22 protein-coding genes are annotated in these 24,640 nt (G+C 64.6%); 11 read left to right on the top strand and 11 right to left on the bottom strand.

The genetic code is table 11. From position 1 onward, the window contains the following. Positions 1 to 113: 113 nt before the first annotated feature. Complete coding sequence (gene algB, locus EJA05_RS00460; protein ID WP_125462088.1) at positions 114 to 1,460, top strand: sigma-54-dependent response regulator transcription factor AlgB; 1,347 nt, start codon at positions 114 to 116, stop codon at positions 1,458 to 1,460. 8 nt (positions 1,461 to 1,468) lie between these two features. Beyond that, a complete protein-coding gene (locus EJA05_RS00455; protein WP_407692090.1) occupies positions 1,469 to 3,235 on the top strand; it encodes a KinB sensor domain-containing domain in 1,767 nt (588 codons plus the stop codon). 131 nt (positions 3,236 to 3,366) lie between these two features. On the opposite strand, the gene EJA05_RS00450 is transcribed toward EJA05_RS00455, so the two are convergent. From EJA05_RS00450 to EJA05_RS00415, 8 genes are all read right to left on the bottom strand, one after another. Further along, the gene (locus EJA05_RS00450) at positions 3,367 to 4,986 is read right to left on the bottom strand and encodes an EAL domain-containing protein (RefSeq protein ID WP_125857024.1); all 1,620 of its coding nucleotides are present in this window, start codon (positions 4,984 to 4,986) and stop codon (positions 3,367 to 3,369) included. Between the two features lie 96 nt (positions 4,987 to 5,082). Next, positions 5,083 to 5,859 (bottom strand): N-acetylmuramoyl-L-alanine amidase, encoded by a 777-nt coding sequence (locus tag EJA05_RS00445; protein WP_125857023.1) that lies wholly within the window; start codon positions 5,857 to 5,859, stop codon positions 5,083 to 5,085. Positions 5,860 to 5,936: 77 nt separating this feature from the next. Next, positions 5,937 to 6,332, bottom strand: a complete 396-nt coding sequence (locus EJA05_RS00440; RefSeq protein WP_125857022.1) for a hypothetical protein — start codon at positions 6,330 to 6,332, stop codon at positions 5,937 to 5,939. Positions 6,333 to 6,430: 98 nt separating this feature from the next. Further along, on the bottom strand, positions 6,431 to 8,407 hold the full coding sequence (locus tag EJA05_RS00435; protein WP_125857021.1) for a GGDEF domain-containing protein: 1,977 nt from the start codon (positions 8,405 to 8,407) through the stop codon (positions 6,431 to 6,433). 96 nt (positions 8,408 to 8,503) lie between these two features. Next, the gene (locus tag EJA05_RS00430; protein WP_110995023.1) at positions 8,504 to 9,358 is read right to left on the bottom strand and encodes an endonuclease/exonuclease/phosphatase family protein; all 855 of its coding nucleotides are present in this window, start codon (positions 9,356 to 9,358) and stop codon (positions 8,504 to 8,506) included. A gap of 12 nt (positions 9,359 to 9,370) precedes the next feature. Next, positions 9,371 to 10,006: a thiol:disulfide interchange protein DsbA gene (gene dsbA / locus EJA05_RS00425; protein WP_110995022.1), complete on the bottom strand. Its 636-nt coding sequence runs from the start codon at positions 10,004 to 10,006 to the stop codon at positions 9,371 to 9,373. 212 nt (positions 10,007 to 10,218) lie between these two features. Beyond that, positions 10,219 to 10,836 carry a c-type cytochrome gene (locus EJA05_RS00420; protein ID WP_110995021.1) on the bottom strand — a complete coding sequence of 206 codons (618 nt, stop codon included), beginning with the start codon at positions 10,834 to 10,836 and terminating at the stop codon, positions 10,219 to 10,221. Between the two features lie 31 nt (positions 10,837 to 10,867). Further along, positions 10,868 to 11,170 carry a c-type cytochrome gene (locus tag EJA05_RS00415; RefSeq protein ID WP_110995057.1) on the bottom strand — a complete coding sequence of 101 codons (303 nt, stop codon included), beginning with the start codon at positions 11,168 to 11,170 and terminating at the stop codon, positions 10,868 to 10,870. Positions 11,171 to 11,378: 208 nt separating this feature from the next. Here EJA05_RS00415 and yihA point away from each other — a divergent pair, with 208 nt between their 5' ends. After that, entirely contained in the window at positions 11,379 to 12,011 is a 633-nt protein-coding gene (yihA, locus tag EJA05_RS00410; RefSeq protein ID WP_125462081.1) for a ribosome biogenesis GTP-binding protein YihA/YsxC, read from the top strand. A 341-nt stretch (positions 12,012 to 12,352) separates the two neighbouring features. Here the strand turns inward: yihA and polA are convergent, their stop codons facing one another. Continuing rightward, positions 12,353 to 15,118, bottom strand: a complete 2,766-nt coding sequence (gene polA, locus EJA05_RS00405; RefSeq protein ID WP_125857020.1) for a DNA polymerase I — start codon at positions 15,116 to 15,118, stop codon at positions 12,353 to 12,355. A gap of 75 nt (positions 15,119 to 15,193) precedes the next feature. Here polA and EJA05_RS00400 point away from each other — a divergent pair, with 75 nt between their 5' ends. Together EJA05_RS00400 and EJA05_RS00395 are read left to right on the top strand one after the other, a co-directional pair. Further along, positions 15,194 to 15,481, top strand: a complete 288-nt coding sequence (locus EJA05_RS00400) for a DUF2782 domain-containing protein (protein WP_110995018.1) — start codon at positions 15,194 to 15,196, stop codon at positions 15,479 to 15,481. Positions 15,482 to 15,553: 72 nt separating this feature from the next. Beyond that, the gene (locus tag EJA05_RS00395) at positions 15,554 to 16,504 is read left to right on the top strand and encodes a homoserine kinase (protein ID WP_125857019.1); all 951 of its coding nucleotides are present in this window, start codon (positions 15,554 to 15,556) and stop codon (positions 16,502 to 16,504) included. A gap of 99 nt (positions 16,505 to 16,603) precedes the next feature. On the opposite strand, the gene EJA05_RS00390 is transcribed toward EJA05_RS00395, so the two are convergent. Further along, positions 16,604 to 17,560 (bottom strand): zinc ABC transporter substrate-binding protein, encoded by a 957-nt coding sequence (locus EJA05_RS00390; RefSeq protein ID WP_125462078.1) that lies wholly within the window; start codon positions 17,558 to 17,560, stop codon positions 16,604 to 16,606. Positions 17,561 to 17,578: 18 nt separating this feature from the next. On the opposite strand from EJA05_RS00390, the gene zur reads away from it, so the two are divergent. The 4 genes from zur to EJA05_RS00370 all read left to right on the top strand — a co-directional run bounded on the left by zur (position 17,579) and on the right by EJA05_RS00370 (position 20,445). Next, positions 17,579 to 18,064, top strand: a complete 486-nt coding sequence (zur, locus tag EJA05_RS00385; protein WP_110995015.1) for a zinc uptake transcriptional repressor Zur — start codon at positions 17,579 to 17,581, stop codon at positions 18,062 to 18,064. Next, entirely contained in the window at positions 18,061 to 18,834 is a 774-nt protein-coding gene (znuC, locus tag EJA05_RS00380; protein ID WP_125462077.1) for a zinc ABC transporter ATP-binding protein ZnuC, read from the top strand. Before zur ends, znuC begins: the two co-directional genes overlap by 4 nt. Then, the gene (gene znuB / locus EJA05_RS00375) at positions 18,827 to 19,609 is read left to right on the top strand and encodes a zinc ABC transporter permease subunit ZnuB (protein WP_125462076.1); all 783 of its coding nucleotides are present in this window, start codon (positions 18,827 to 18,829) and stop codon (positions 19,607 to 19,609) included. The genes znuC and znuB overlap by 8 nt, the downstream gene beginning before the upstream one ends. A gap of 128 nt (positions 19,610 to 19,737) precedes the next feature. Next, a complete protein-coding gene (locus EJA05_RS00370) occupies positions 19,738 to 20,445 on the top strand; it encodes a PA5502 family lipoprotein (RefSeq protein ID WP_125857018.1) in 708 nt (235 codons plus the stop codon). A gap of 100 nt (positions 20,446 to 20,545) precedes the next feature. Here EJA05_RS00370 and katE read toward each other — a convergent pair whose 3' ends face one another. Beyond that, positions 20,546 to 22,690, bottom strand: a complete 2,145-nt coding sequence (gene katE / locus EJA05_RS00365; RefSeq protein WP_125857017.1) for a catalase HPII — start codon at positions 22,688 to 22,690, stop codon at positions 20,546 to 20,548. 224 nt (positions 22,691 to 22,914) lie between these two features. On the opposite strand from katE, the gene EJA05_RS00360 reads away from it, so the two are divergent. Both EJA05_RS00360 and EJA05_RS00355 read left to right on the top strand, forming a co-directional pair. Beyond that, complete coding sequence (locus EJA05_RS00360; protein ID WP_125857016.1) at positions 22,915 to 23,922, top strand: methionine ABC transporter ATP-binding protein; 1,008 nt, start codon at positions 22,915 to 22,917, stop codon at positions 23,920 to 23,922. After that, on the top strand, positions 23,922 to 24,593 hold the full coding sequence (locus EJA05_RS00355) for a methionine ABC transporter permease (protein WP_110995010.1): 672 nt from the start codon (positions 23,922 to 23,924) through the stop codon (positions 24,591 to 24,593). Before EJA05_RS00360 ends, EJA05_RS00355 begins: the two co-directional genes overlap by 1 nt. Positions 24,594 to 24,640: the final 47 nt, after the last annotated feature.

Genomic DNA, 24,640 nt, shown 5'->3' with positions numbered 1-24,640 from the left:
ACTATGGAGGCAACCAGCTAGCATGCAGGGTGTCGGATCAATCAGAATCGACCATGCAACTTGCCCGATTTTTCCGACACTAATTGAGATCTATCCCAAAGGAGCGCAGGAAAATGGAATCAGCCCAGGACAACCAAGGCCGCATTCTGCTGGTGGACGATGAGTCCGCCATCCTGCGTACCTTCCGCTACTGCCTCGAGGACGAGGGCTATAGCGTGGCCACCGCCAACAGTGCCGCCCAGGCCGAGGCCCTGCTGCAGCGCCAGGTGTTCGACCTGTGCTTCCTCGATTTGCGCCTGGGCGAGGACAACGGCCTCGATGTGCTGGCGCAGATGCGCGTCCAGGCCCCCTGGATGCGCGTGGTGATCGTCACTGCCCATTCGGCGATCGATACCGCAGTGGACGCGATCCAGGCCGGCGCCGCCGACTACCTGGTCAAACCCTGCAGCCCTGACCAACTGCGCCTGGCTACCGCCAAGCAACTGGAAGTGCGCCAGCTGTCGGCGCGCCTGGAAGCCCTGGAGGGCGAGCTGCGCAAACCCAAGGACGGCCTCGACTCCCACAGCCCGGCCATGATGGCCGTACTGGAAACCGCCCGGCAGGTGGCGACCACCGACGCCAACATCCTCATCCTCGGCGAGTCGGGCACCGGCAAGGGCGAGCTGGCCCGCGCCATCCATGGCTGGAGCAAGCGCGCGCGCAAGGCCTGCGTGACCATCAACTGCCCATCGCTGAATGCCGAGCTGATGGAGAGCGAGCTGTTCGGCCACACCCGGGGCGCCTTCACCGGCGCCAGCGAAAGCACCCTTGGGCGAGTCAGCCAGGCTGACGGCGGCACCTTGTTCCTCGACGAGATCGGCGATTTTCCCCTCACGTTGCAGCCGAAACTGTTGCGTTTCATCCAGGACAAGGAATACGAACGGGTCGGCGACCCGGTCACCCGCCGTGCCGATGTGCGCATCCTGGCGGCGACTAACCTCAACCTGGACGAGATGGTCCGCGAGAACCGTTTCCGTGAAGACCTGCTCTATCGCCTGAACGTGATCACCTTGCACCTGCCACCGCTGCGTGAGCGCAGCGACGACATCCTGACCCTGGCCGAGCGCTTCCTCGCCCGCTTCGTCAAAGAATATTCACGCCCAGCCCGTGGTTTCAGCGACGAAGCCCGCACCGCACTGCTCAACTATCGCTGGCCAGGCAACATCCGTGAGTTGCGCAACGTGGTCGAGCGCGCCAGCATCATCTGCCCGCAGGAGCGCGTGGAAATCAGCCACCTGGGCATGGGCGAGCAGCCCACCGGCAACGCGCCCAGGGTCGGCGCCGCACTGAGCCTGGACGAACTGGAGCGCGCCCATATCGCGGCAGTGCTGGCGGCCAGCGACACCCTCGACCAGGCCGCCAAGACCCTGGGCATCGATGCCTCCACGCTGTACCGCAAGCGCAAGCAGTTCAACCTGTGAAAACGCCAATGAAGCTGCGCACGCGGCTGTTCCTGAGCATTTCGGCGCTGGTCACGGTGGCCCTGCTGGGGCTGCTGCTGGGGCTGGTCAGTGTGCTGCAGATGGCAACCATGCAGCAGCGCCTGGTGCAGGACACCTCCCACACCCTGGAACTGGGGCTGAAGCTGCGGCAGAACCTGGGCGAGCAACTGACCCTGATGCTCGACGAGGACACCACCGCGCAAAGCCTGGCCAGCTTGCAGAGCGAGTTCCAGGCCCTGCTCACCCAAGGGCTGGAGCAGGGCGGCGAACGGACCGGTTTCAGCAAAGCCGCCAGCCATTACCAGGCCTTCCTCCAGGCCTACCGGGAGAGCCCGGCCCCCTGGCGCAGCCTGGGGGCCGAGCAACCCCTGGGGGCGGCCTTCAGCCAGTTGCGCAACGACCTGCTCGACTCACACGAGCAGGCGTTGCAGCACATCACCCGCAGTGAGGAAACCTCCCGCGACCGTGCCTTGCTGATCAGCGGCCTGCTTGGCCTGATGGGCCTGGCCGTGCTGGTGCTGGGTTTCATCACCGCGCATAACATTGCTCGGCGCTTCGGCCAGCCCATCGAGGCGCTGGCCGAAGCGGCCGACCAGCTGGGACAGGGCAACTTCGACGTGACCCTGCCCGTCACCCAGGCCACCGAGCTGAACCAGCTGACCCGGCGCTTCGGGCTGATGGCCGATGCCCTGCGCAAGCATCAGGCGACCAACGTCGATGAACTGCTCGCGGGCCAGCAGCGCCTGCAAGCGGTGCTCGACAGCATCGACGACGGCCTGCTGATCATCGACCGCCAGGGCCGCCTGGAGCACTTCAACCCGGTGGCCCAGCGCCAGTTGGGCTGGGACCGCGACCGCCTGGGCGCGAGCCTGGCCGAAGCGCTGCAACGCCCGGAACTGGAGCAGCAACTGCGCCAGGTGCTGCGCGGCGGCAGCCTGGATCGCCCGCCCGACGACCTGAGCCTGGAGGTGGACGAAGAAAGCCGCCTGCTGACCTACAGCCTGACCCCGGTCAGCCACCCACAAGGGCCGATCCTCGGCGCGGTGATGGTGCTGCACGATGTCACCGAACAGCGCGCCTTCGAGCGGGTACGCAGCGAATTCGTGTTGCGCGCCTCCCACGAACTGCGCACCCCGGTCACCGGCATGCACATGGCCTTCGGTCTGCTGCGCGAGCGGGTCAGCTTCCCGGCCGAAGCCCGTGAGCATGACCTGCTTGAAACCATCGGCGAGGAGATGCAGCGCCTCACCCAACTGATCAACGACCTGCTCAACTTTTCCCGCTACCAGAGCGGCCTGCAAAAGCTGGAACTGGCGCCCTGCGCACTCGACGACCTGTTCGAACGGGCCCAGGCCCGCTTTGCCGAGCAGGCTGCGGCAAAACAGATCGAGCTGATTCGCGAACTGGAACCGCCGCTGCCGCGGATCCAGGCCGATATCGCCCAGCTCGACCGGGTGCTGGACAACCTGCTGCACAACGCCATCCGCCATACCGCCAGCGGCGGGCATATCCGCCTGCATGCACGGCGGCACGCGGAGCGGGTGATCGTCAGCGTCGAGGACAACGGCGAAGGCATCGCCTATGGCCAGCAGGGGCGGATCTTCGAGCCGTTCGTGCAGGTCGGGCGCAAGAAAGGCGGGGCCGGCCTGGGCTTGGCGCTGTGCAAGGAGATCGTGCAGTTGCATGGCGGGCGCATGGGGGTGTTCTCACGGCCAGGGCAGGGGACACAGTTCTACATGGCGTTGCCGGTTTGAGTGCACCGCCAGCCTGGACGCTCGGGCTTGGCTCACCGCCTTCATCGCCGGCAAGCCGGCTCCCAAGGATCACCGCAGCCCCTGTGGGAGCCGGCTTGCCGGCGATGAGGGCCCCAAGGGCAGCAAAACGCTCAAGGCTCATCATCGATCCGCCGCCCCGCCACCCGCCGCCCGCGGGTGATCAACTCGGCGAACTGGCGGGCGTTGAGCGGGTGGGCGAACAGCCAGCCCTGGCCGTAGTTGACCCCTTCGCTGCTGAGGAACTGCGCCTGGTCCTCGCACTCGATACCCTCGGCGATCACCCGCAGGTGCAGGTCGTGGGCCATGCGAATGATGTGCGGGGCCACGCCACTGCTGGCGGCGTCGTGGCCAAGGGCGTCGATGAACGCCTTGTCGATTTTCAGGCAGTCCACCGGCAGGGTCTGCAAATAGGCCAGGCTGCAATAGCCGGTACCGAAATCATCGATCAGCACCTGATGGCCTTCCGTGCGCAAAGCCTGAAGGTTGTCCCGGGCCACCACGACGTCGATCAACCCGCGCTCGGTCACCTCGAAGGCGATCTGGCTGGCGGCCACCCGATGCTGCGCCAGCAGCCGCGCGGCAACCCGGCCGATGCGCGGTTCCATGACATCACAGGCCGCCAGGTTCACCGAGATGTACAGGTGGCGGTTGGCGCGCAGCAGTTGGCCGAGCTGTTCAAGCACCCGCTGCAGGACAAAATCGGTGATCTGGCGGATCTGCCCGGTATTTTCCGCCAGCGGGATGAACAGCTCCGGGCTGGTCAGGCTGCCGTCCGGGCGGCGCCAGCGTATCAACGCCTCGGCCCCCACGCAGCGGCGGCTGTCCAGTTCGATGATCGGCTGGTACAGCACCTGCAGCTCGCCCCGGCGCAGGGCCTGCTGCAGCTCGGAGCTCATCGAGCGGCGCTGCTGGATCAGTTGCAGCACCAGCCAGCCGATGCAGCAGGCCAGCACCAGGCTGCCCGGGAACAGCAGCCAGAGCAGCCCGTTGAGTTTCAGCGGCAGGCTGGCCCGCGGGGCGATCAGCACCAACTGGTAGTCGGGCGACTTGGTGGCCATGCGATAGACCAGCCGATCATGCAGCTCCAGCAGCGACTTGTGCGACGGCGGCGGCCAGTCCGCCGTGGGCGGCCAGGCCTGCGGCGGGCCGAGCACCGGGATCGCGCGGTTGCCGCGGTCAAGCACCACCAGCAGGCTGCCGCCCGGCGGCAGGTCGACCACATCGCTCAGATGCCCGCGCGAGGTCGACACCAGGAAATTGCCACGGCCCAGCATCAGGGCAGCCAGGTTTTCATTGGGTTCGGTGGTGGTGTTGAGCCAATAGCTGTAGGTCGGCCCTTCTATGTCCGGCGCTCGCAAGGGCTCGATGACCCGCTCGCCGCCGCGGTTGGAGCAGGCCGACTGGCCATCGGCATAGGCCGCCTCGTAGATGAACCGCGACTTCAGCGCCACCTGCTGCAGCAGGGCCTGCATGGGCGGGCCACAGCCGCGCAGGGGTTGCGACTGCAATTGGTCGACCCCTTCACGCAACTGGCCGAACACCTGCTCCAGCCGTTCGAGAAAGCGCTCGCCACGGGCATTCATCTGGGCGCTTTCACTGTCCTTCATCTGCTGCAGGGTCACACCGACACTGGCGGCCAACAGCAGCGCAGCGCTGCCCAAGGCCGCGAGCACCGCGAGCAGCCAGGGGTGGTGAAAAAATTGACGCACTGAGGCGTTAGGGGCAGGCATGCGCGGCATCCAGTTGAATACCAAAGGTATAGCAACTGAATGACTAGCCAGCTTTGCCGTTCGGAAGACGGCGCCGCGAAGCAGCCCCTACAAGGTTCAACGTTTGCGGTTGAGCACCTGGAGCATGGCGGCAGTCTGCGCATCCGGCAGGCCGTCGAAACGCTGCGGGCGGAAGCGCATCTGGAACGCCGCGATGACGTGGCGCGTGGCCACATCAAGCTCGCCGGTCTGGTCGATGGCGTAGCCGAAACGCGCCAGTTGCTGCTGGTACCAGGCGACGGTCGGCGGGTTGGCGTCGAAGTAGGCCTGTTGGCGTGCCACCGACGCGGCGTCCGGCCAGATGCTTAGCCCGGCATCGGCCAGGCGCTTCCAGGGGAACAGCGGCCCGGGGTCTAGCTTGCGCAGGGGGGCGATGTCGCTGTGACCGATGATATGGCGTGGGTCGATGTTGTTACGCTTGACGATGTCCTTGAGCAGGGCGATCAGCGCCTGCACCTGGGCTTCGCTGTAAGGGTGCCAGACCCGGCCAGCCGGCGTGTCGGTGTAACCCGGGTTGACGATCTCGATGCCGATGGAGCTGGAGTTGAGCCAGGTGCGGCCCTGCCACTGGCTGTCGCCGGCATGCCAGGCGCGACGGTTTTCGTCGACCAGTTGGTAGACCGTGGCCGGGCCATCGCCGATCAGGTAGTGGCTGCTGACCTCGCCGTGGGTCAACAACGCCAGCGAGCGCTCCAGCGAAGCGTTGGTGTAATGCACGACGACGAACTGGATGCGGCTGTCCTGGTTGACCGAGGGGTGGCTGCGGTCGATGCGCAGGCCGCTGGAACAACCGGCCAGGGCCAGCAGAAGCAGGGCGGTGAAGAGCTTTTTCATTGCAGGGGGCACGTCATTGAGTAGGCGACAACAGCGCTACAGTATAACGTGCTGCCGCCCTGGCGTTAGTGATCCTTTCAGCGAGTGCACATAACCAGGAACTCCAGCGAGTTGTCCCCGCTCGGACCTTTCTTGTCCACGAGTTGGGTCATGACCGTCACCTGTTCCGCCAGCGGCTTGCCGATGACCTTGGCCTGCCCATGCATCAGGCTGTCATGGCTGCTGGCATCGATTGGCTGCACCGAACAGTAGCCCGGGTCCTGATGGACGATACGCGGATTGAACTTAAGCTTATATTGCGTGAAATAGTCGGGTTGCGATTGGCGCTCGACCTTGCTGATCCACTCCGGCCATTGGCGCAGGACACTGCCATCGGCAGCCACATGCGCGGTCAGCACCACATCCTTGGCCATGGCGTTTGCCTGGAACATCAGGCTCAGCAGCACTGGCATGATCCACTGGGTCATCTTCATTTATTCACTCCGGGTTTGATCGAACTGTTGGCAATGCGCTGAAAACCAGCGCTCGCCCGCAGTGTCGATGACCCCGTAGTGACGCAAGCGGTATCTATTTATGCCTGCTCGACGCGATTGCGCCCTTTGTCCTTGGCCCGATACAAGGCTTCGTCCGCGCGCTTGAGCACCTGGTCGCCACGCTCGCCGGGGCGGAAGGCGCTGAGGCCGATGGACGTGGTGATCACCACCCGCTCGCCCTTGAAGTGGAACGGGCAGGCTTCGATAGCCCCACGCAGTGCTTCGGCAACCTGCACTGCGGCGGGCGGTGAGGTTTGCGGCAGCAGCAAAACGAATTCCTCACCGCCGAAGCGGGCGATGAAGTCGCGACCACGCAGGCGTTTGCGCAGCTGGTCGGCGACGATCTTCAGCACTTTGTCGCCCGCCAGGTGGCCATAGCCATCATTGATGCGCTTGAAGTGATCGAGGTCGAGGATGGCCATCGCCAGGTGGCCGCCGTTTTCATGCCAGTCGAGCACTTCCTGTTCAACCCGCTCGGACCAGGCCGCGCGATTGGGCAGGCCGGTCAGCGGGTCGATCATCGCTTTCTGCCGCTGCTCTTCAAGGTGCTCGCGGTAACCCAGGGCCTCCTGCTCCATGCTCGCCACACGCTCGGCCAAGCCATGCAGGCGGCCGGCCAGCTCCTGCTCGCGGCGGTCACGCTCGTGCTGGTGGTCGTCCATGGTCAGCAGCAACCCTTCCAGGCGGCCTTCCAGGATGTGCTTGAGGCTGTCGACATCGGCAGCACCCTGCACGCTGCTCTGCAGGCCGTCGACCTGCTCGCGCAGCTGGCTGTCCAGCTCGCGTGCGGCGGAGCTGTTGTCGGCATGGCCGGTACTGGCTTCGTGCAGATGGCTCTGGAAGCTTTCCAGGCGTTCGTTGAGCTGCTGCAGGTAGGCTTCGAACTCGTGCTGGCCGCTGTCGGTAATGGCCAGCATCAGTACTGCCAGGTCATCCAGCACCGGGATCAGTTCATACCAGTTGAGGCCGCGCGCCACCCGCTCGCGCATCTCCAGGGCCTGAGCCTTGTGGCGCTCGGGCAGGCTGAGGTCGTCGAGCAGGCCGATCAAGGTCTGCTCGATATGGGCGGCCACCTGGCTGTAAGGCGGCTCGACGGCGTCGGGCAGGGCATATGGGCCGTCTTCGCCGACCAGCTCTTCGAGTGTCTTTACAGGTGATGGCTGGGCGACTTCGGGCACAACCTCGGCAGGTAATGGCGCAGGCTCGGCCGCCTGCTGCTCGATGATCTGCGTCTCGGGTTCAGGCTCAGGCTCGGCTTGAGGCTCAGGCTCGGCCTGCGGCCGTGGCGCCGCGAAAACGGCTTCAACGGCTTCGACCAGTACCGGGCCCGACGGCTCTATTATCGGCTGCTGCGGTGGGGCGGGTACGCTGGCCGCAAGCGGGTGGAGCTCGTCGGCATCCTGCGGTTGCGTATCCGGCTCGGCAACCAGGCTCGCGCTTTCCTCAGGCTGAGCAGGTTGTGGCGCAGGCTGCAGCTCACCCTGCGCTTCATCGCGCCCACCGAACAGGCGCTGCAGCAAACCCGGACGGGCCTCGTCGTCCGGCTTTTGCACGGCACTCAAGGCTCGCCCTTGCAGACCACTGAGCTCACCCAGCAGGGGCGGCAGTTCACGGGACTGGCTGACGCCACCGTCGAGCTTTTTCGCCAGTTTCTTCAGGGGCCGCGACACTTCACCCGGCAGCGGCAAGGCCTGCAACTGATTGACCAGTGCTGTCAACGCGTCGCTGACCTGGTTCATGCGGGTTTCCCGACGCTGCTCGGAATCGAGCACGGCCTTTTCCAGGCGTGGGATCAACCCGGCGAGCCCGGCGTCCATATTGTCGCTGCGGATGACTTCGCGCATTTCCTTCATGCACTGGTCGACGATCTTGTCGCTACCTTCAGCTGCCAGGGTGCTGCGCACCAGGCCACGACGCAACAGGTCGAGCCGGGCGTCCCAACGCCGCTCGAGCTTTTCCTGCTGTTCGATGCTTTTAAGGTATTTTTCTTTCCAGCGCTCGGCTTCTTCGCTCATGCCTGAATCCGCAAAGGGTGATGGCATCTAGCCCTGTGATGACTGGATTTCGGCACAAGTCCCCAACACTTGAACGCGCCGATCACATACGCAGGCCTAGCTCAGGACCGGCAGCGTATCCACAGTCAGGGCATCAGGCAATCGGATCTCGACGGCGACGGGCAGGTGATCGGAAATCGGTTGTGCCAGCACCTCGACCCGTTCCAGGGTGAGGCTCGGGCTGAGCAGGATGTGATCGAGGCAGCGCTGTGGCCGCCAGCTCGGGAAGGTGGCCTCGACCTGGGGGGCAATCAGGCCCAGATCGCGCAGCGGCGAGTGCTCGAGCAGGTCGGTGGCGTGGGTGTTCATGTCACCCATGAGGATCTGATGACGGTAGCCGCCGATCAGCTCACGGATGTAGGCCAGCTGGCGGGCGCGGGTCTTGGCACCCAGCGCCAGATGCATCATCACCACGATCAGCGCGTCGTCACCTTCGCCAAAGCGCACCAGGATCGCGCCGCGACCGGCCGGGCCGGGCAGCGGGTGGTCTTCCAGGTGCTGGGGCTTCAGGCGGCTGAGTACGCCGTTGCTGTGCTGGGCGAAACGCCCGAGGTTGCGGTTGAGCTGCTGGTACCAGTAGGGGAAGGCGCCCAGCTGGGCAAGGTGCTCCACCTGATTGACGTAGCCTGAGCGCAGGCTGCCGCCATCGGCCTCTTGCAGGGCCACCAGGTCGAAATCGCCCAGCAGGTCACCGATCTTCTGCAGGTTGCCCGCTCGCCCGGTATGCGGCAGCAGGTGCTGCCAGCTGCGGGTCAGGTAATGACGGTAGCGCTCGGTGCTGATGCCGACCTGGATGTTGAAACTGAGCAGCCGCAGGCGACCATCCTCTGGCAGGCCAGAGGCCTGCAGGTGATGTTCGTTGACCTGCGGCTGGTGCAGGCCGACGCCACGGGTGGGGCGCAAGCGAGCCATGGGGTTCGCCGCTTACTTAGCGGCGCGCTCCTTGTCGATCAACTGGTCGGCAACGTTCAGTACGCCTTCCGGACCACCTGCGGTGCCCAGGTCGAAGCGGTACTTGCCGTTGACCACCATGCTTGGCACGCCGGTGATTTCGTACTTCTTGGCCAGTTCTTTGGCCTGGTTGACCTGGCCCTTGATGGCGAAGGAGTTGAAGGTGGCAAGGAACTTGTCCTTGTCGACGCCCTGGGTAGCCAGGAAGTCGGCCATGTCTTGCGGGTCGGTCAGGCGCTTGCGCTGGTTCTGGATGGCATCGAAGACCGCGGCATGCACCTTGTGCTCGACGCCCATGGCTTCGAGGGTCAGGAACATCTGGCCGTGGGCATCCCACGGGCCGCCGAACATGGCGGGGACGCGCTTGAAGTTGACGTCCTTGGGCAGCTTCTCGGCCCACGGGTTGATCACAGGTTCAAAGTGGTAGCAGTGCGGGCAGCCGTACCAGAACAGTTCGACCACTTCGATCTTGCCCGGCACGGACACGGGGACGGGGTTGCTCAGCTCGATATATTCCTTGCCGGCGGTGGCAGGCTCCGCGGCCTGTACGGCGGTCATACCGAACACGCTGGCGGCGACCAGCGCAGCGCTGAGAATCAGTTTACGCATGCTTTACTCCTGAGCAGTCTTTGGTCGCCTCGACGCGACCTGTCTGGGACAGGCCGGGAAGGGCGTGAGTTCTGTAGTGTACGACCCTGAACGAAAAAAAGGGCAGCACGGGCTGCCCTTTCATCTTTGTCGCACATCATTAACCCATTGTTAACGCGCGGGTTGCGAAGCCCTGTTGCCGGCAGGCAGACGCCAGGACCTGGCGACTGACCTCAGTGCAACCCCTGGATGTAGCTGGAGAGCGCCTCGATATCCTTGTTGCTCAGCTTACCGGCGATAGTGCGCATGGTCATGGCGTCGCCGTCGTTGGTGCGGTTGCCCTCACGGAAATCAGTGAGCTGCTTGGTCACGTACTGCGAGTGCTGGCCACCGAGGTGCGGGAAACCGGCCAGGGCGATCCCTGCGCCGTTGGGCGAGTGGCAGCCGGTACAGGCGGGCATGCCTTTTTCCAGGTCGCCGCCGTTGAACAACGCGCGGCCTCGTTCCACCAGTTTCGGGTCGGCTGCGCCGACACTGCCTTTCTGGCTGGAGAAGTACGCGGCGATATCGGCCAGGTCCTGGTCGCTGAAGTTGGCGAGCATGCCCGTCATTTCCAGCACGGTACGCTTGCCGGCCTTGATATCGTGCAGCTGTTTTTCGAGATAACGTTCGCCTTGGCCGGCGAGTTTCGGGAAGTTCGGCGCCAGGCTGTTGCCGTCGGGGTTGTGGCAGGCGCCACAGACGGCCGTCTTGGCCTGGCCAGCGGCAGCATCGCCTTTGATGGGTTCGGCAGCAGTGGCCGCACCCGCGACACCCATGGTCAACAGCAGACTCACGACTAGTTTGTTCATCAGCTAATCCAACACGGCTAAGGGTGAAATGTTATGTATCGGGACTGCCGCTCATCCAAAGGATGACCAATCGGTAGTCCTCGGCACTGCAGTCCATGCACAATCCACGCGGCGGCATAGCCTTGAAACCCTGTGTAACATGCGCCACCAGTTGCGCCATGCCTTGCGCCAGCCTTGGCTCCCAGGCCGCCCGGTCACCCCGTTTTGGGGCCTGTGGCAACTGTCCGGCGTGACAGGCCGCACACGTGCGGTTGTACAACGCCTCGGGATCCTGTGTAGCCTGTGCGCTGAAATACGGCAGGAACATACCGACAGCAAGCAGCCATTTCGCCATGCGGAACGACCTGACAGGGTTGGGGGCCGCGCTGCGTTCTGTTGCGCGAGCTATTGTTCGGCACCCCATGCCCGTTCTCCTTCGCTGGGAGAATGAGCACACAAAAACTGGGGCATTATATACTTCCGTCATCCAAACGGAAACGACACCGCTTGCCGCGCCTGGGCCAACCGTTCCAGTGCCGGGCAACACCCACATCGGATATCCCATGCAAGTCAAGAACCCCATCCTCGGCCTCTGCCAGAAAGCCACCTTCGCCCTCAGCGCCGCCAAGGTCGAACAATGCCCTGAAGACCAGGGTTACGAGGTGGCCTTCGCCGGCCGTTCCAACGCCGGCAAATCCAGCGCCCTCAACACCCTGACCCATGCCAGCCTGGCGCGGACTTCCAAGACCCCAGGCCGCACCCAGCTGTTGAATTTCTTCAGTCTGGACGATGAACGGCGTTTGGTCGACCTGCCGGGCTACGGTTATGCAAAAGTGCCGATCCCGCTCAAGCAACACTGGCAAAAGCACCTGGAAGCCTACCTGGGCAGCCGCGAATGCCTGCGCGGGGTGATCCTGATGATGGACGTGCGCCATCCGATGACCGACTTCGACAAGATGATGCTCGACTGGGCCAAGGCCAGCGGCATGCCCATGCACATCCTGTTGACCAAGGCCGACAAGCTGACCCACGGTGCCGGCAAGAACACCCTGCTCAAGGTGCAGTCGGAAATTCGCAAGGGCTGGGGCGACAGCACCACCATCCAGCTGTTCTCGGCGCCCAAGCGCCTGGGCCTGGAAGAGGCTTACCGCGTGCTGGCGGACTGGATGGAGCTGGAAGACAAGCCGGTGGCGTGAGTGCTTTCGAGCTGGGTGCGTGGGAGCGGCGGTGCGCCGGCCCCACGATGCCCCCGCAAACGCTGAATTGCGGGCAAAAAAAACCCCGGACTTCGTATGGGGAGGGGGAAGTTCGGGGTCTAAGTCCGGACCGCTAGGGCGGGGTCCAGATATCTGCCAACACTTAACACAACATAGGAGCATCGAAAGGCTTCACCAGCCATTCAGTTACTCTGAGTGGCGGTTCACCGGATTAGTTCCGAGGCCCTCAAAACTATTTGAAATAGTTTCATGAACCAGCCGATCTAAGGCCAGGACCCGCGACATCACGCCGCAGATCCTACACAGCTTTTACCCCGCGTTTAGTGAGCTTCGTCCCAATTCGAGCCGACGCCCACTTCCACCAGCAGCGGCACGTCCAGCTCGGCGGCGCCACTCATGTAGCCGCGAATTTCATCTTTGACCTGCTCCACCAGGTCTTCGCGCACTTCCAGCACCAGTTCGTCGTGCACCTGCAGGATCACCCGCGCATCCAGCCCGCTGTCGGTCAGCCAGTTGTCCACCGCCACCATGGCGCGCTTGATGATGTCCGCCGCAGTGCCCTGCATCGGCGCGTTGATCGCGGTGCGTTCGGCGCCTTTGCGCAGGGCCGGGTTCTTGGCGTTGATGTCCGGCAAGTACAGGCGGCGCCCGAACAAGGTTTCGACGAAGCCCTGCTCGGCCGCCTGGGCGCGGGTGCGTTCCATATAGGCCAGCACGCCCGGGTAACGGGCGAAGTAGCGGTCGATGTAGTCCTGGGACTGTTTGCGGTCGACACCGATCTGCTTGGCCAGGCCGAATGCGCTCATGCCGTAGATCAGGCCGAAGTTGATCGCCTTGGCGCTGCGGCGCTGGTCGGTGGTGACTTGCTCCAGCGCCACGCCGAAGACTTCGGCGGCGGTGGCGCGGTGCACGTCCAGGTCGTTGCGGAACGCGTGCAACAGCCCCTCATCCTTGGCCAGGTGGGCCATGATGCGCAGCTCGATCTGCGAATAGTCCGCCGCCAGCAGCTTGTAGCCGGGGCTTGCGACAAAGGCCTGGCGGATGCGTCGGCCTTCGGCGGTGCGCACGGGAATGTTCTGCAGGTTCGGGTCGCTGGACGACAGACGCCCGGTGGCGGCGACCGCCTGCTGGTAAGAGGTATGCACACGCCCGGTACGCGGGTTGATCTGCCCCGGCAGCTTGTCGGTGTAGGTGCTCTTGAGCTTGCTCAGGCTGCGGTACTGCATCAGCACCTTGGGCAGCGGGTAGCCTTGCTCGGCGAGGTCGTCCAGCACGGCTTCGGCGGTGGAGGGCTGGCCCTTGGCGGTCTTGCTCAGCACCGGCATGCCCAGCTTGTCGTAGAGGATCACCCCCAGTTGCTTGGGTGAGCCAAGGTTGAATTCCTCGCCGGCCAGCTCGAACGCCTCGCGCTCCAGCTCGACCATCTTCGCCCCCAGCTCACCGCTCTGCACCCCAAGCAGCGCGGCATCGACCAACGCGCCCTGGCGCTCGATCTTCGCCAGCACCGGCACCAGCGGCATTTCGATGTCCATCAGCACTGGCAGCACGCTCGGCGTTTCGGCCAGCCGCGCCTGCAAGGCATGGTGCAGGCGCAGGGTGATGTCGGCGTCCTCGGCGGCGTAGGGACCGGCCTTCTCCAGCGGGATCTGGTTGAAGGTCAGCTGCTTGGCGCCCTTGCCGGCGATGTCTTCGAAGCTGATGGTGGTGTGCTCGAGGTACCTCTGCGCCAGGCTGTCCATGTCGTGACGGCTGGCGGTGGAATTGAGCACGTAGGACTCGAGCATGGTGTCGTAGGCCACGCCGCGCATCTGGATGGCAGGGCTGCCGTTGGCCAGGATGTTGATGTCGTACTTGGCGTTCTGGCCGATCTTGCCTTTGGCCGGGTCTTCCAGCAGCGGCTTGAGCGCCTGCAGCACTGCCTCGCGGTCCAACTGGGCAGGCGCGCCTTCATAGTCGTGGGCCAGGGGCACGTAGGCAGCCACATTGGGTTCGATGGCGAACGACAGGCCGACCAGTTGCGCCTTCTGCGCATCGAGGCCGGTGGTTTCGGTGTCGAAGGCGAACAGCGGTGCCTGACGCAGCTTCTCCAGCCAGGCGTCGAAACGCGCCTGGTCAAGGATGGTTTCGTACTGCGGCTCGACCTTGGCCGCAGGTGCCTCGAGCACATTGGCAGGGCCAGTGGCGGCGCCCTTGGGAGCTGCCTGGGCAGCATCACGCTGCACCTCGGCGACCCAGCTCTTGAACTCCATCTCGGTGTACAACGCCAGCAAGGCTTCACGGTCCGGCTCGCCGCAAACCAGGGCGTCAACCTCGACATCCAGCTCCACATCGCACTTGATGGTGGCCAGCTCGTAGGAAAGGAAGGCCGCGTCGCGATGCTCCTCAAGCTTGGCGGCCAGGGTCTTGGCCCCGCGAATGGCCAGGCCCGCGACTTTGTCCAGGTTCTGGTACACATCGCTCAGCCCGCCACCGATACCGGTCAACAGGCCCACCGCGGTCTTCTCGCCAACGCCCGGCACGCCGGGGATGTTGTCGACCTTGTCGCCCATCAGGGCGAGGAAGTCGATGATGTGTTCGGGACCGACGCCAAACTTCTCGTGCACGCCAGCCACGTCCAGCACGCTACCGGTCATGGTGTTGACCAGCGTAACGTGGCCGTCCACCAGTTGGGCCATGTCCTTGTCGCCGGTCGAGATGATCACCGGCCGGCCGGCGGCCGCGCTGCTGCGGGCCAGGGTGCCGATCACGTCATCGGCCTCCACACCCTCGACACACAGCAGCGGGTAGCCCAGGGCACGCACGCTGGCATGCAGCGGCTCGACCTGCACCCGCAGGTCGTCGGGCATGCTTGGGCGGTTGGCCTTGTACTCGGCGAACATGGCATCGCGGAAGGTCCCGCCCTTGGCATCGAACACCACCGCGAACAGGCTGTCGGGGTATTGCTTGCGCAGGCTCTTGAGCATGTTCAGCACGCCCTTGACCGCGCCGGTGGGCAGGCCTTTGGAAGTGGTCAACGGCGGCAGCGCGTGGAAGGCACGGTAGAGGTAGGAGGAACCGTCCACCAGGACGAGGGGCGCTTGGCTCATGAGGAGAATCAACCTTTTCGACGGGTCCGGCGCTAGAATAGCCAGAATCATTGACGACAAAGGGACTAGGTTATCATGCGTACATTGAATCGCCTGTTAGTGCTCGGCCTGTTGGCAACCATGCCAGTCGTCACCCTGGCGGCGGACGACGCCCCATCGGCAGATCCCGATGTGACCATTCGCACGGAAGGCGACAAAACCATCCAGGAATACCGGCAAAACGGCTTCCTGTATGCGATCAAGATCACGCCGAAAAACGGCAAGCCTTATTTCCTGGTACGCGCGGATGGCACCGATGCCAACTTCATTCGTTCCGACCAGCCGGACATGCTGATCCCGGCCTGGAAGATCTTCGAGTGGTAAGCCAGTAACGCGTATCGTTCTTATCAACCAGGCACTTCCCGGGGGAAGTGCCCGCATGGGCAATTTTTCAACATGTCAGTCTTCACCCCTGTGTCCCGGCCTGAGCTGGAAACCTTTCTGGCGCCCTACGAGCTGGGCCGTCTGCTCGACTTCCAGGGCATTGCCGCCGGCACCGAGAACAGCAATTTCTTCGTCAGCCTGGAACAAGGGGAATACGTGCTGACACTGGTCGAGCGTGGGCCGGTGGAAGACATGCCGTTTTTCATCGAGCTGCTCGATGTGCTGCACACAGCCGACATGCCCGTGCCCTATGCCCTGCGCGATCGCGACGGCAATGGCCTGCGCGAGCTGTGCGGCAAGCCGGCACTGCTGCAGCCGCGGCTGTCGGGCAAGCACGTGAAAGCACCGAACAACCAGCACTGCGCCCAGGTGGGTGAATTGCTCGCGCATATCCACCTGGCAACCCGCGAGCACATCATCGAGCGCCGTACCGACCGTGGCCTGGACTGGATGCTGGCGTCCGGTGCCGAGTTGCTGCCGGGCCTGACCCCCGAGCAGGCGCAATTGCTGCAACCGGCGCTGGACGAGATCACCGCGCACAAGGCGCAGATCCTCGCCTTGCCCAAGGCCAACCTGCACGCCGACCTGTTCCGCGACAACGTGATGTTCGAAGGCACTCACCTGACCGGTGTGATCGACTTTTACAACGCCTGCTCCGGGCCAATGCTGTATGACATCGCCATCACCGTGAACGACTGGTGCCTGGACGAGCACAGCGGCCTCGACCTGCCCCGCGCCCAGGCGCTGCTGGGCGCCTACGCGGCGTTGCGGCCATTCACCGCGGCCGAAGCCGAACTGTGGCCGCAGATGTTGCGCCTGGCGTGCGTGCGCTTCTGGCTATCGCGCCTGATTGCCGCGCAGGCGTTTGCCGGGATGGACGTGATGATCCATGACCCAAGCGAGTTCGAAGTACGCTTGGCGCAGCGCCAGCAGGTGGCATTGAAGCTGCCGTTCGCCTTGTAACCGAGGCGCACCCATCGCCGGCAAGCCGGCTCCCACAGTTACAGCGCTCGTGCTGCTCTTGTGGGAGCCGGCTTGCCGGCGATGGGGCCCGAGCAGACCTCAAAGCTGCTCCAGGCACCCCGCCAGATCGCCACCCAGCTTCTCCAGCAAGCGCTCATAGCCCTTGGCGTCCACCGGATCGGTGCCGCCCAAGGCATCCAGCTCAGCCAAGCGTACCGGCAGCCCCGCCGTCAGCGTCTCGGCCAGGCGCGGGCGCAGCGGCGGCTCGCTGAACACACACGTCTTACCCACTTCCTGCAGGCGCTTGCGCATCGCGGCGACGTGCTGCGCGCCCGGCTGCACTTCGGCAGCGACACTGAACACGCCGGTGTGCTTGAGGCCATAGTTGGCCTCGAAGTAGTCGAACGCTTCATGGAATACGAAATACGGCTTGCCGGCGATCCCCGCAACACGCTGCTTGATGCGCAGGTCCAGGGCATCCAGGCGCTCGACGAAAGCTTTCAGGTTGCCCTGGTAACGTGCCGCATTGGCTGGGTCGGCCGCCGCCAGGTCAGCGGCCATCTTCGTCGCGATCACCCGCGCGTTGACCGACGACAGCCACAGGTGAGCATCGAGGCTGCCCGGGCGGTGGTCATGGTCGTGATCGTCGTGGTCGTCTTCGTCGTGAGAATGGCTGTCCTCACCGAAATGACGCAGTTGCATGCCAGCCAGCGACTGCACGGCCACGGTCGGCTTGCCACGGCTACCCAGCACGCGGGGCAGGAAGCTCTCCATGTCCGGGCCAATCCAGTACAAAAGGTCGGCATCGCCAACCTTGCGCACGTCAGACGGGCGCAGCGCGTAGTGATGCGGGGAGGCGCCCGGCGGCAGCAGCACATCCGGGCTGCCGACACCGTCCTGCACCGCAGCGGCAATCTGTTGCAGGGGCTTGATGCTGGTCAGCACGCGCACGTCGGCCTGGGCCGAACAGGCGATGAAAGCGACAAACAGGGCAAGGAATCGGGACACGGTGGCTACTCGGCTCGTCAGAAACAGGTAACATAATAACGTCTCCATCCTGAACCGTCGCTGCCCATGTCCATCACGCCGCTGGCCCACCGCCCCCACGATCACTCCCACTGCGTACACAGCGCACTGGCCGAGGCCGACACGTTGTGCACCCGTCAGGGCCTGCGCCTGACCGCCTTGCGCCGCCGCGTGCTGGAGCTGGTGTGGCAGAGCCACAAGCCGCTGGGTGCCTACGACATCCTCGCCGTGCTCAGCGAGCAGGATGGCCGCCGTGCGGCGCCGCCGACCGTGTACCGCGCCCTCGACTTCCTGCTCGACAACGGCCTGGTGCACCGCATCGCCTCGCTCAACGCCTTCATCGGCTGCAGCCACCCCGAGCACGCGCACCAAGGCCAGTTCCTGATCTGCCGCGAGTGCCACGTGGCCATCGAGCTGGAGCAGGACAGCATCAGCGACGCAATCATCGCCAGCGCCAAGGGCGTGGGCTTCAGCGTCGAAACCCAGACCGTGGAAATCGTCGGCCTGTGCGCCAACTGCCGGGGCGCGGCATGAGCGATGCCCTGATCCGCCTTGAGCAGGTCGGCGTCAGCTTCGGCGGTGAAGCGGTGCTCGACAGCATCGACCTGGCGGTGGCACCGAAGCAGATCGTCACCCTGATCGGCCCCAACGGTGCCGGCAAGACCACCTTGGTGCGCGCCGTACTGGGGCTGCTCAAACCGCACCGCGGCAAAGTCTGGCGCAAGCCCAAACTGCGCATCGGCTACATGCCGCAGAAAATCCAGGTAGACCCGACGCTGCCGCTGTCGGTGCTGCGTTTCCTGCGCCTGGTGCCCGGGGTAGACCGCGCGGCAGCCTTGTCGGCGCTGCAGGAAGTCGGTGCCGAGCAGGTGATCGACAGCCCGATCCAGACCATCTCCGGTGGCGAGATGCAGCGTGTGCTGCTGGCCCGCGCACTGCTGCGCGAGCCCGAGCTGCTGGTGCTGGACGAGCCGGTGCAGGGTGTCGACGTGGTCGGCCAGACCGAGCTGTACAACCTCATCACCCGTCTGCGCGATCGCCATGGCTGCGGCGTGCTGATGGTCAGCCACGATCTGCACCTGGTGATGAGCACCACCGACCAGGTGGTCTGCCTCAACCGCCACGTCTGCTGCTCGGGCCACCCGGAGCAGGTCAGTGGCGACCCGGCCTTCGTCGAGCTGTTCGGCCAGAACGCCAAGAGCCTGGCCGTCTACCACCACCATCACGATCACAGCCACGACCTGCACGGCGCAGTGATCGCCCCTGGCACCCATGTTCACGGAGAGCACTGCAAGCATGGCTGATTTTCTTCTGTATGCCTTGCTTGCCGGCCTGGCGCTGGCGCTGGTGGCCGGCCCCCTCGGCTCGTTCGTGGTGTGGCGGCGCATGGCCTATTTCGGCGACACCCTGTCCCATGCCGCGCTGCTCGGCGTGGCGCTGGGCCTGGCCCTGGATGTCAGCCCGGCGCTGGCGGTGACGGTCGGCTGCCTGTTACTGGCAATCCTGCTGGTGACCCTGCAACAGCGCCAGCCGCTGGCGTCCGACACCCTGCTCGGCATCCTCGCCCCCAGCACCCTGTCGCTGGGGCTGGTGGCGCTGAGCTTCATGCACGACGTGCGGATCGACCTGATGGCCTACCTGTTCGGTGACCTGCTGGCGATCAGCACCACCGACCTGGCCTGGATCCTCGGCGGCAGTGCGCTGGTGCTGGTGCTGCTGGCGATGTTCTGGCGCCCCTTGCTGGCCGTCACCGTGCACGAGGAGCTGGCGATGGTCGAAGGGCTGCCCGTGGCGGGCCTGCGCCTGGCGTTGATGCTGCTGATCGCCGTAGTGATCGCGGTAGCGATGAAGATTGTCGGCGTGTTGCTGATCACCTCATTGCTGATCATCCCGGCGGCCGCGGCACAGCGTCACGCCCGCTCACCGGAGCAGATGGCCCTGGGCGCCAGCCTGCTGGGGGTCACGGCCGTGTGCGGGGGGCTGGCCATGTCGTGGTTCAAGGACACCCCCGCCGGGCCGTCGATCGTGGTCTGCGCGGCGGTGCTATTCTTGCTGAGCCTGGCGTTGCCAAAGCGCTGAAAAATCAGGCTGTGAACCAACGCAGCCTGCAACCTTTACGCAGGTTCAAGGTCAATCAGACCTATTTTCGAGCGTGCGCACCTGGGTGTAGACTTGCTCGCTTTTTGCGCAAATAGAGAGTCGCAGGAATGAAGCCGTTCGCCTCACGTTATCTGCTTGTTGCCGCGTTTTCCCTGTTCCTGACGGCCTGCGCCAGCACGCCCGCCGAGCAGCCGGCCGCGCCTGCCCAACCGGATGCCTGGCAGCAGCTGGAGCAGAACATTGCCAGCAATGAGCTGGCCACCGCCGAAGATCAACTGGCCGCCCTGCAGGCCCAGGCACCCGACGATGCGCGCCTGGAGCCCCACCAGCGGCAGCTGGCCGAAGCGTATCTGCGCCGAAGCCAGATCGTCCTGCAGAAAGGCGATGTGAATGCCGCCGCCACCGCGCTGGCCCGCGCCCGTGCACTGATGCCGCAAGCACCGGCCGTGACCGGTGGCGACACCATGGCCCAGGCACGCAAGGCCGAGCTGGAAAAAGCCGAGGCTGCCCTCAAGGCCGCTGCGGCACAACCCAAGGCCCGGCTGCTCGACCCAACCGCCCCGAGCACCGTGGTCGCCCTGAAGACCACCGACAGCCGCGCCCTGCGCCGCCAGCTCGATGACATCGCCGCCGACGTGGTGAACTACCAGTGCGACGTGGTGTTCCAGGTGCCCCGCACCCAGGATGCGCCCTGGCTCAAGACGCTGCTGCACAAGCGCGTGCACAAGTTCGACAGTGGCTTCGTGCTGAACCAGAAGCACGAGATCCAGCGTTCGCTGCCGGCGCAGGTGGTATTGATCCCCCATCAGCAGTAAGCCTGTCAGGGCCTCATCGCCGGCAAGCCGGCTCCCACAGGGATCACCTGCAACCTGTGGGAGCCGGCTTGCCGGCGATGGGCTGCAAAGCAGCCCGCCCCTAGGCCGGCACAGATTCGGCAGCCGCCTCCCGCACCCACAGCCGGTGCCCTTCAACAGCCTTGAAGAACTGCTCGAACACCTTCTGCTGATCTCCCAACAGCAATCCCGCATCCTCCTTCAACCCCAATGTGTTCAACAGCAGCTTGCCGTCCACGGCCAACCCCATGGGCTTGAGGTGCTTGTAAGCCTCCAGCAGAAAATGCCTGGCCACGCCGCTGCCTTGCAGCGCTTCCAGCGAAGCCTTGCCGGCCGGCACCCACACCCCGTCGAACATGACCGACGGCATGCCCTCCATGGCGGCATCCACCGGCAACAGCTGGCCATCAATGGTCTTCACCGGCGCCGAAGTCGGCCCCAGCAATATGGGCCGGGCACTCTGCGCCTCCAGGGCCTTGACGACCTTGTCGACGCTGGCGCCGTCCACGCCATTGGCCACCAGCACGGCGACCTTGCGCCCCTTGATACCGATGTTCCCCGGGTGGTTCATCTGGCTCAAAGCCTTTGACTGCGCTGGCTTGCCGACTTTTACCTTGACCGTCCCCGCCTTGGGCGCCGGCAGCCCGAGGTTGACTGCCACCGCCGCTGCCAGCTTCAGATCGATGTTGGCGAGTATTTCGTTCACCTCCCGCACCCGGATCGCTTCGCGCTCCACCTTGCCCAGCTCGAAGCTGTAGGCCTTGATGATGTGCTGCTGCTCGCTCGCGCTCATGCTCTGGAAGAACAGCCGTGCCTGGGAGAAGTGGTCAGCGAACGACGGGCTGCGCTGGCGGATCTTGTTCGCGTCGATGCGTTCCTCATAACTCTCGAAGCCCCCTTGTTGCGCAGCCGGCGGCGTCTCTTTCGGCCAGCCACCATCGATGCTGTTCGGCTCGTAGGCAGCGCGGCCCTTGTCGAGGGTCATGCGGTGCATGGCATCGCGCTGGCTGCTGTGGTTGGGCGCGATGGGCCGGTTGATCGGAATTTCGTGGAAGTTCGGTCCACCGAGGCGGCTGATCTGCGTGTCGGTGTAGGAGAACAGCCGGCCCTGCAGCAAGGGGTCATTGCTGAAATCGATGCCCGGCACGATATGCCCGGGGCAAAAGGCAACCTGCTCCACCTCGGCAAAGAAGTTGTCCGGGTTGCGATCGAGCACCATCTTGCCCAGCGGGGTCACCGGCACCAGTTCCTCGGGGATCAGCTTGGTCGGGTCGAGCAGGTCGAACTCGAATTTGTGTTCATCGGCCTCGGCAACGACCTGCACGCCCAGCTCCCATTCGGGGCAATTACCGGTCTCGATGGCCTCCCACAGGTCGCGGCGGTGGTAATCGGCGTCCTTGCCGGCCAGCTTCTGTGCTTCGTCCCACAGCAGCGAATGCACGCCCTGGCGAGGCTTCCAGTGGAACTTGACGAAGCTGGCCACGCCCTCGGCATTGACCAGGCGGAAGGTGTGCACGCCAAAGCCCTCCATCATCCGCAGGCTACGCGGGATGGCGCGGTCGGACATGGCCCAGATGACCATGTGCGCCGTCTCCGGCACCAGCGAGACGAAGTCCCAGAACGTGTCATGGGCCGAGCCGCCGGTGGGTATCTCGTTGTGCGGCTCGGGCTTCACTGCATGCACGAAGTCGGGGAACTTGATCGCGTCCTGAATGAAGAACACCGGCATGTTGTTGCCGACCAGGTCGAAGTTGCCTTCGTCGGTATAGAACTTCACCGCGAACCCGCGCACATCACGCACGGTATCGCCCGAACCGCGCGGCCCCTGCACGGTGGAAAACCGCACGAACACCGGGGTGATCTTCTCCGGGTCCTGCAGGAAGCCGGCCTTGGTCAGCTCGGCATGGCAGCCATAGCTTTGAAAGTAGCCATGGGCGCCGGCGCCGCGAGCGTGGACGATACGTTCGGGGATGCGCTCATGGTCGAAGTGGGTGATCTTCTCGCGCATGATGAAGTCTTCGAGCAGCGACGGCCCGCGCGCCCCAGCCTTGAGGCTGTTCTGGTTGTCGGCGACCTTGACGCCCTGGTTGGTGCGCAGCGCCTGCCCCGTGGCATCGCTGCGAAACGCCTCCAGGCTCTGCAACTTGGCATTGGTATTGGCCCGGTCGGGAGTATCGGTGCCCGCTACCTGGCTTTCCTTCGGCTGCGGCGCTTTCTTGCTGGCCATGTTCGGCTCTCCTCATCAGTCTTCAGGCTGCCCGTACGGGCTTGTTCAACTAGTGACTGGGAGGCCTTGGCGAGCGTTCAATCAGGATTGCCGGTTGTCGCGTTATGCCCAACGGATTGGACAGATCACAAATAAATGCTAAGAACGCCTATGGGAAAAGGCTAAAATGCGCGACCCCAGCTAACCGCTGACCCAAATTCCATGCGCCCCACAAGGTTCGCTCAGTGATCGAGTTTCAAAACGTCCATAAGACCTACCGCGTCGCCGGTAGGGATATCCCGGCCCTGAACCCGACCAGCCTGACCATCGAAGATGGCCAGGTGTTCGGCCTGATCGGCCACTCCGGCGCCGGCAAAAGCACCATGCTGCGCCTGATCAACCGCCTCGAGGCCCCGAGCGGCGGCAAGATCATCGTCGACGGTGAAGACGTCACCGCCTTCGATGCCAACCAGCTGCGCCGCTTCCGCCAGCAGGTCGGGATGATCTTCCAGCACTTCAACCTGCTGGCCTCCAAGACCGTCGCCGACAACGTCGCCCTGCCGCTGGTGCTGGCGGGCGAGCTGCCCCGCGCCGCGATCGACAAGCGCGTGAGCGAGCTGCTGGCCCGCGTCGGCCTTTCGGAGCACGCCAAGAAGTACCCGGCACAGCTGTCGGGCGGGCAAAAGCAGCGCGTCGGCATTGCCCGCGCCCTGTCCACCAACCCCAAGGTCCTGCTATGCGACGAGGCCACCAGTGCCCTCGACCCGCAAACCACCGCCTCGGTGCTGCAACTGCTGGCCGAGATCAACCGCGAACTCAAGCTGACCATCGTGCTGATCACCCACGAGATGGACGTGATCCGCCGGGTCTGCGACCGCGTGGCGGTGATGGATGCCGGGCAGATCGTCGAGCACGGCCCGGTGGCCGAGGTGTTCCTGCACCCGCAGCACGCCACCACCAAGCGTTTCGTCCAGGAAGACGAGCAGGTCGACGAGAACGACCAGCGCGACGACTTCGCCCATGTGCCGGGGCGCATCGTGCGCCTGACCTTCCAGGGCGATGCCACCTATGCGCCGCTGCTGGGCACCGTGGCCCGCGAAACCGGGGTCGACTACAGCATCCTTGCCGGGCGCATCGACCGCATCAAGGACATCCCCTATGGCCAGCTGACCCTCGCCCTGATCGGCGGGGACATGGACGCGGCATTCGCCCGCTTCACTGCAGCTGACGTACATATGGAGGTACTGCGTTGATGGACGCCCTGAATTTCTTTGCCAACGTCGACTGGGCCGAAATCTGGCTGGCCACCGGCGACACCCTGATCATGCTGTTCACCTCGCTGGTGTTCACCGTGCTGCTGGGCCTGCCCCTGGGCGTGCTGCTGTTCCTGTTCGGGCCACGGCAGATGTTCGAGCACAAGCAGATCTATGCGGTGATGGCGACCATCGTCAACATCGTGCGCTCGCTGCCGTTCATCATCCTGCTGATCGTGATGATCCCCGCCACGGTGCTGATCACCGGCACCTCGCTGGGCGTCGCCGGGGCCATCCCGCCGCTGGTGGTGGGGACCACGCCATTCTTCGCACGCCTGGTGGAAACCGCGCTGCGCGAAGTGGACCGCGGCATCATCGAGGCAACCCAGTCGATGGGCGCCACCACTCGCCAGATCATCTTCAAGGCGGTGCTGCCTGAAGCCATGCCGGGCATCATCGCCGCCACCACCGTCACCGCCATCACCCTGGTGTCCTACACGGCCATGGCCGGTGTGGTTGGCGCCGGCGGCCTGGGCGACCTGTCGATCCGCTTCGGCTACCAGCGTTTCCAGACCGACGTGATGATCGTCACCGTGGTGCTGCTGGTCATCCTGGTTCAAGTCCTGCAGATGATCGGCGACAAACTGGTTGTGCATTTTTCCCGTAAGTAACCCCAATGGGGTCGGCCCGGCCGACCCGTTCGGGGGCCGTCGCGGCC

Origin of the sequence: Pseudomonas oryziphila (assembly GCF_003940825.1) — a bacterium.
In the GTDB taxonomy this organism is placed as follows: domain Bacteria; phylum Pseudomonadota; class Gammaproteobacteria; order Pseudomonadales; family Pseudomonadaceae; genus Aquipseudomonas; species Aquipseudomonas sichuanensis.
Note: the sequence above shows the minus strand (reverse complement) of the source record. Positions and strands in the feature narration are given on the sequence as shown.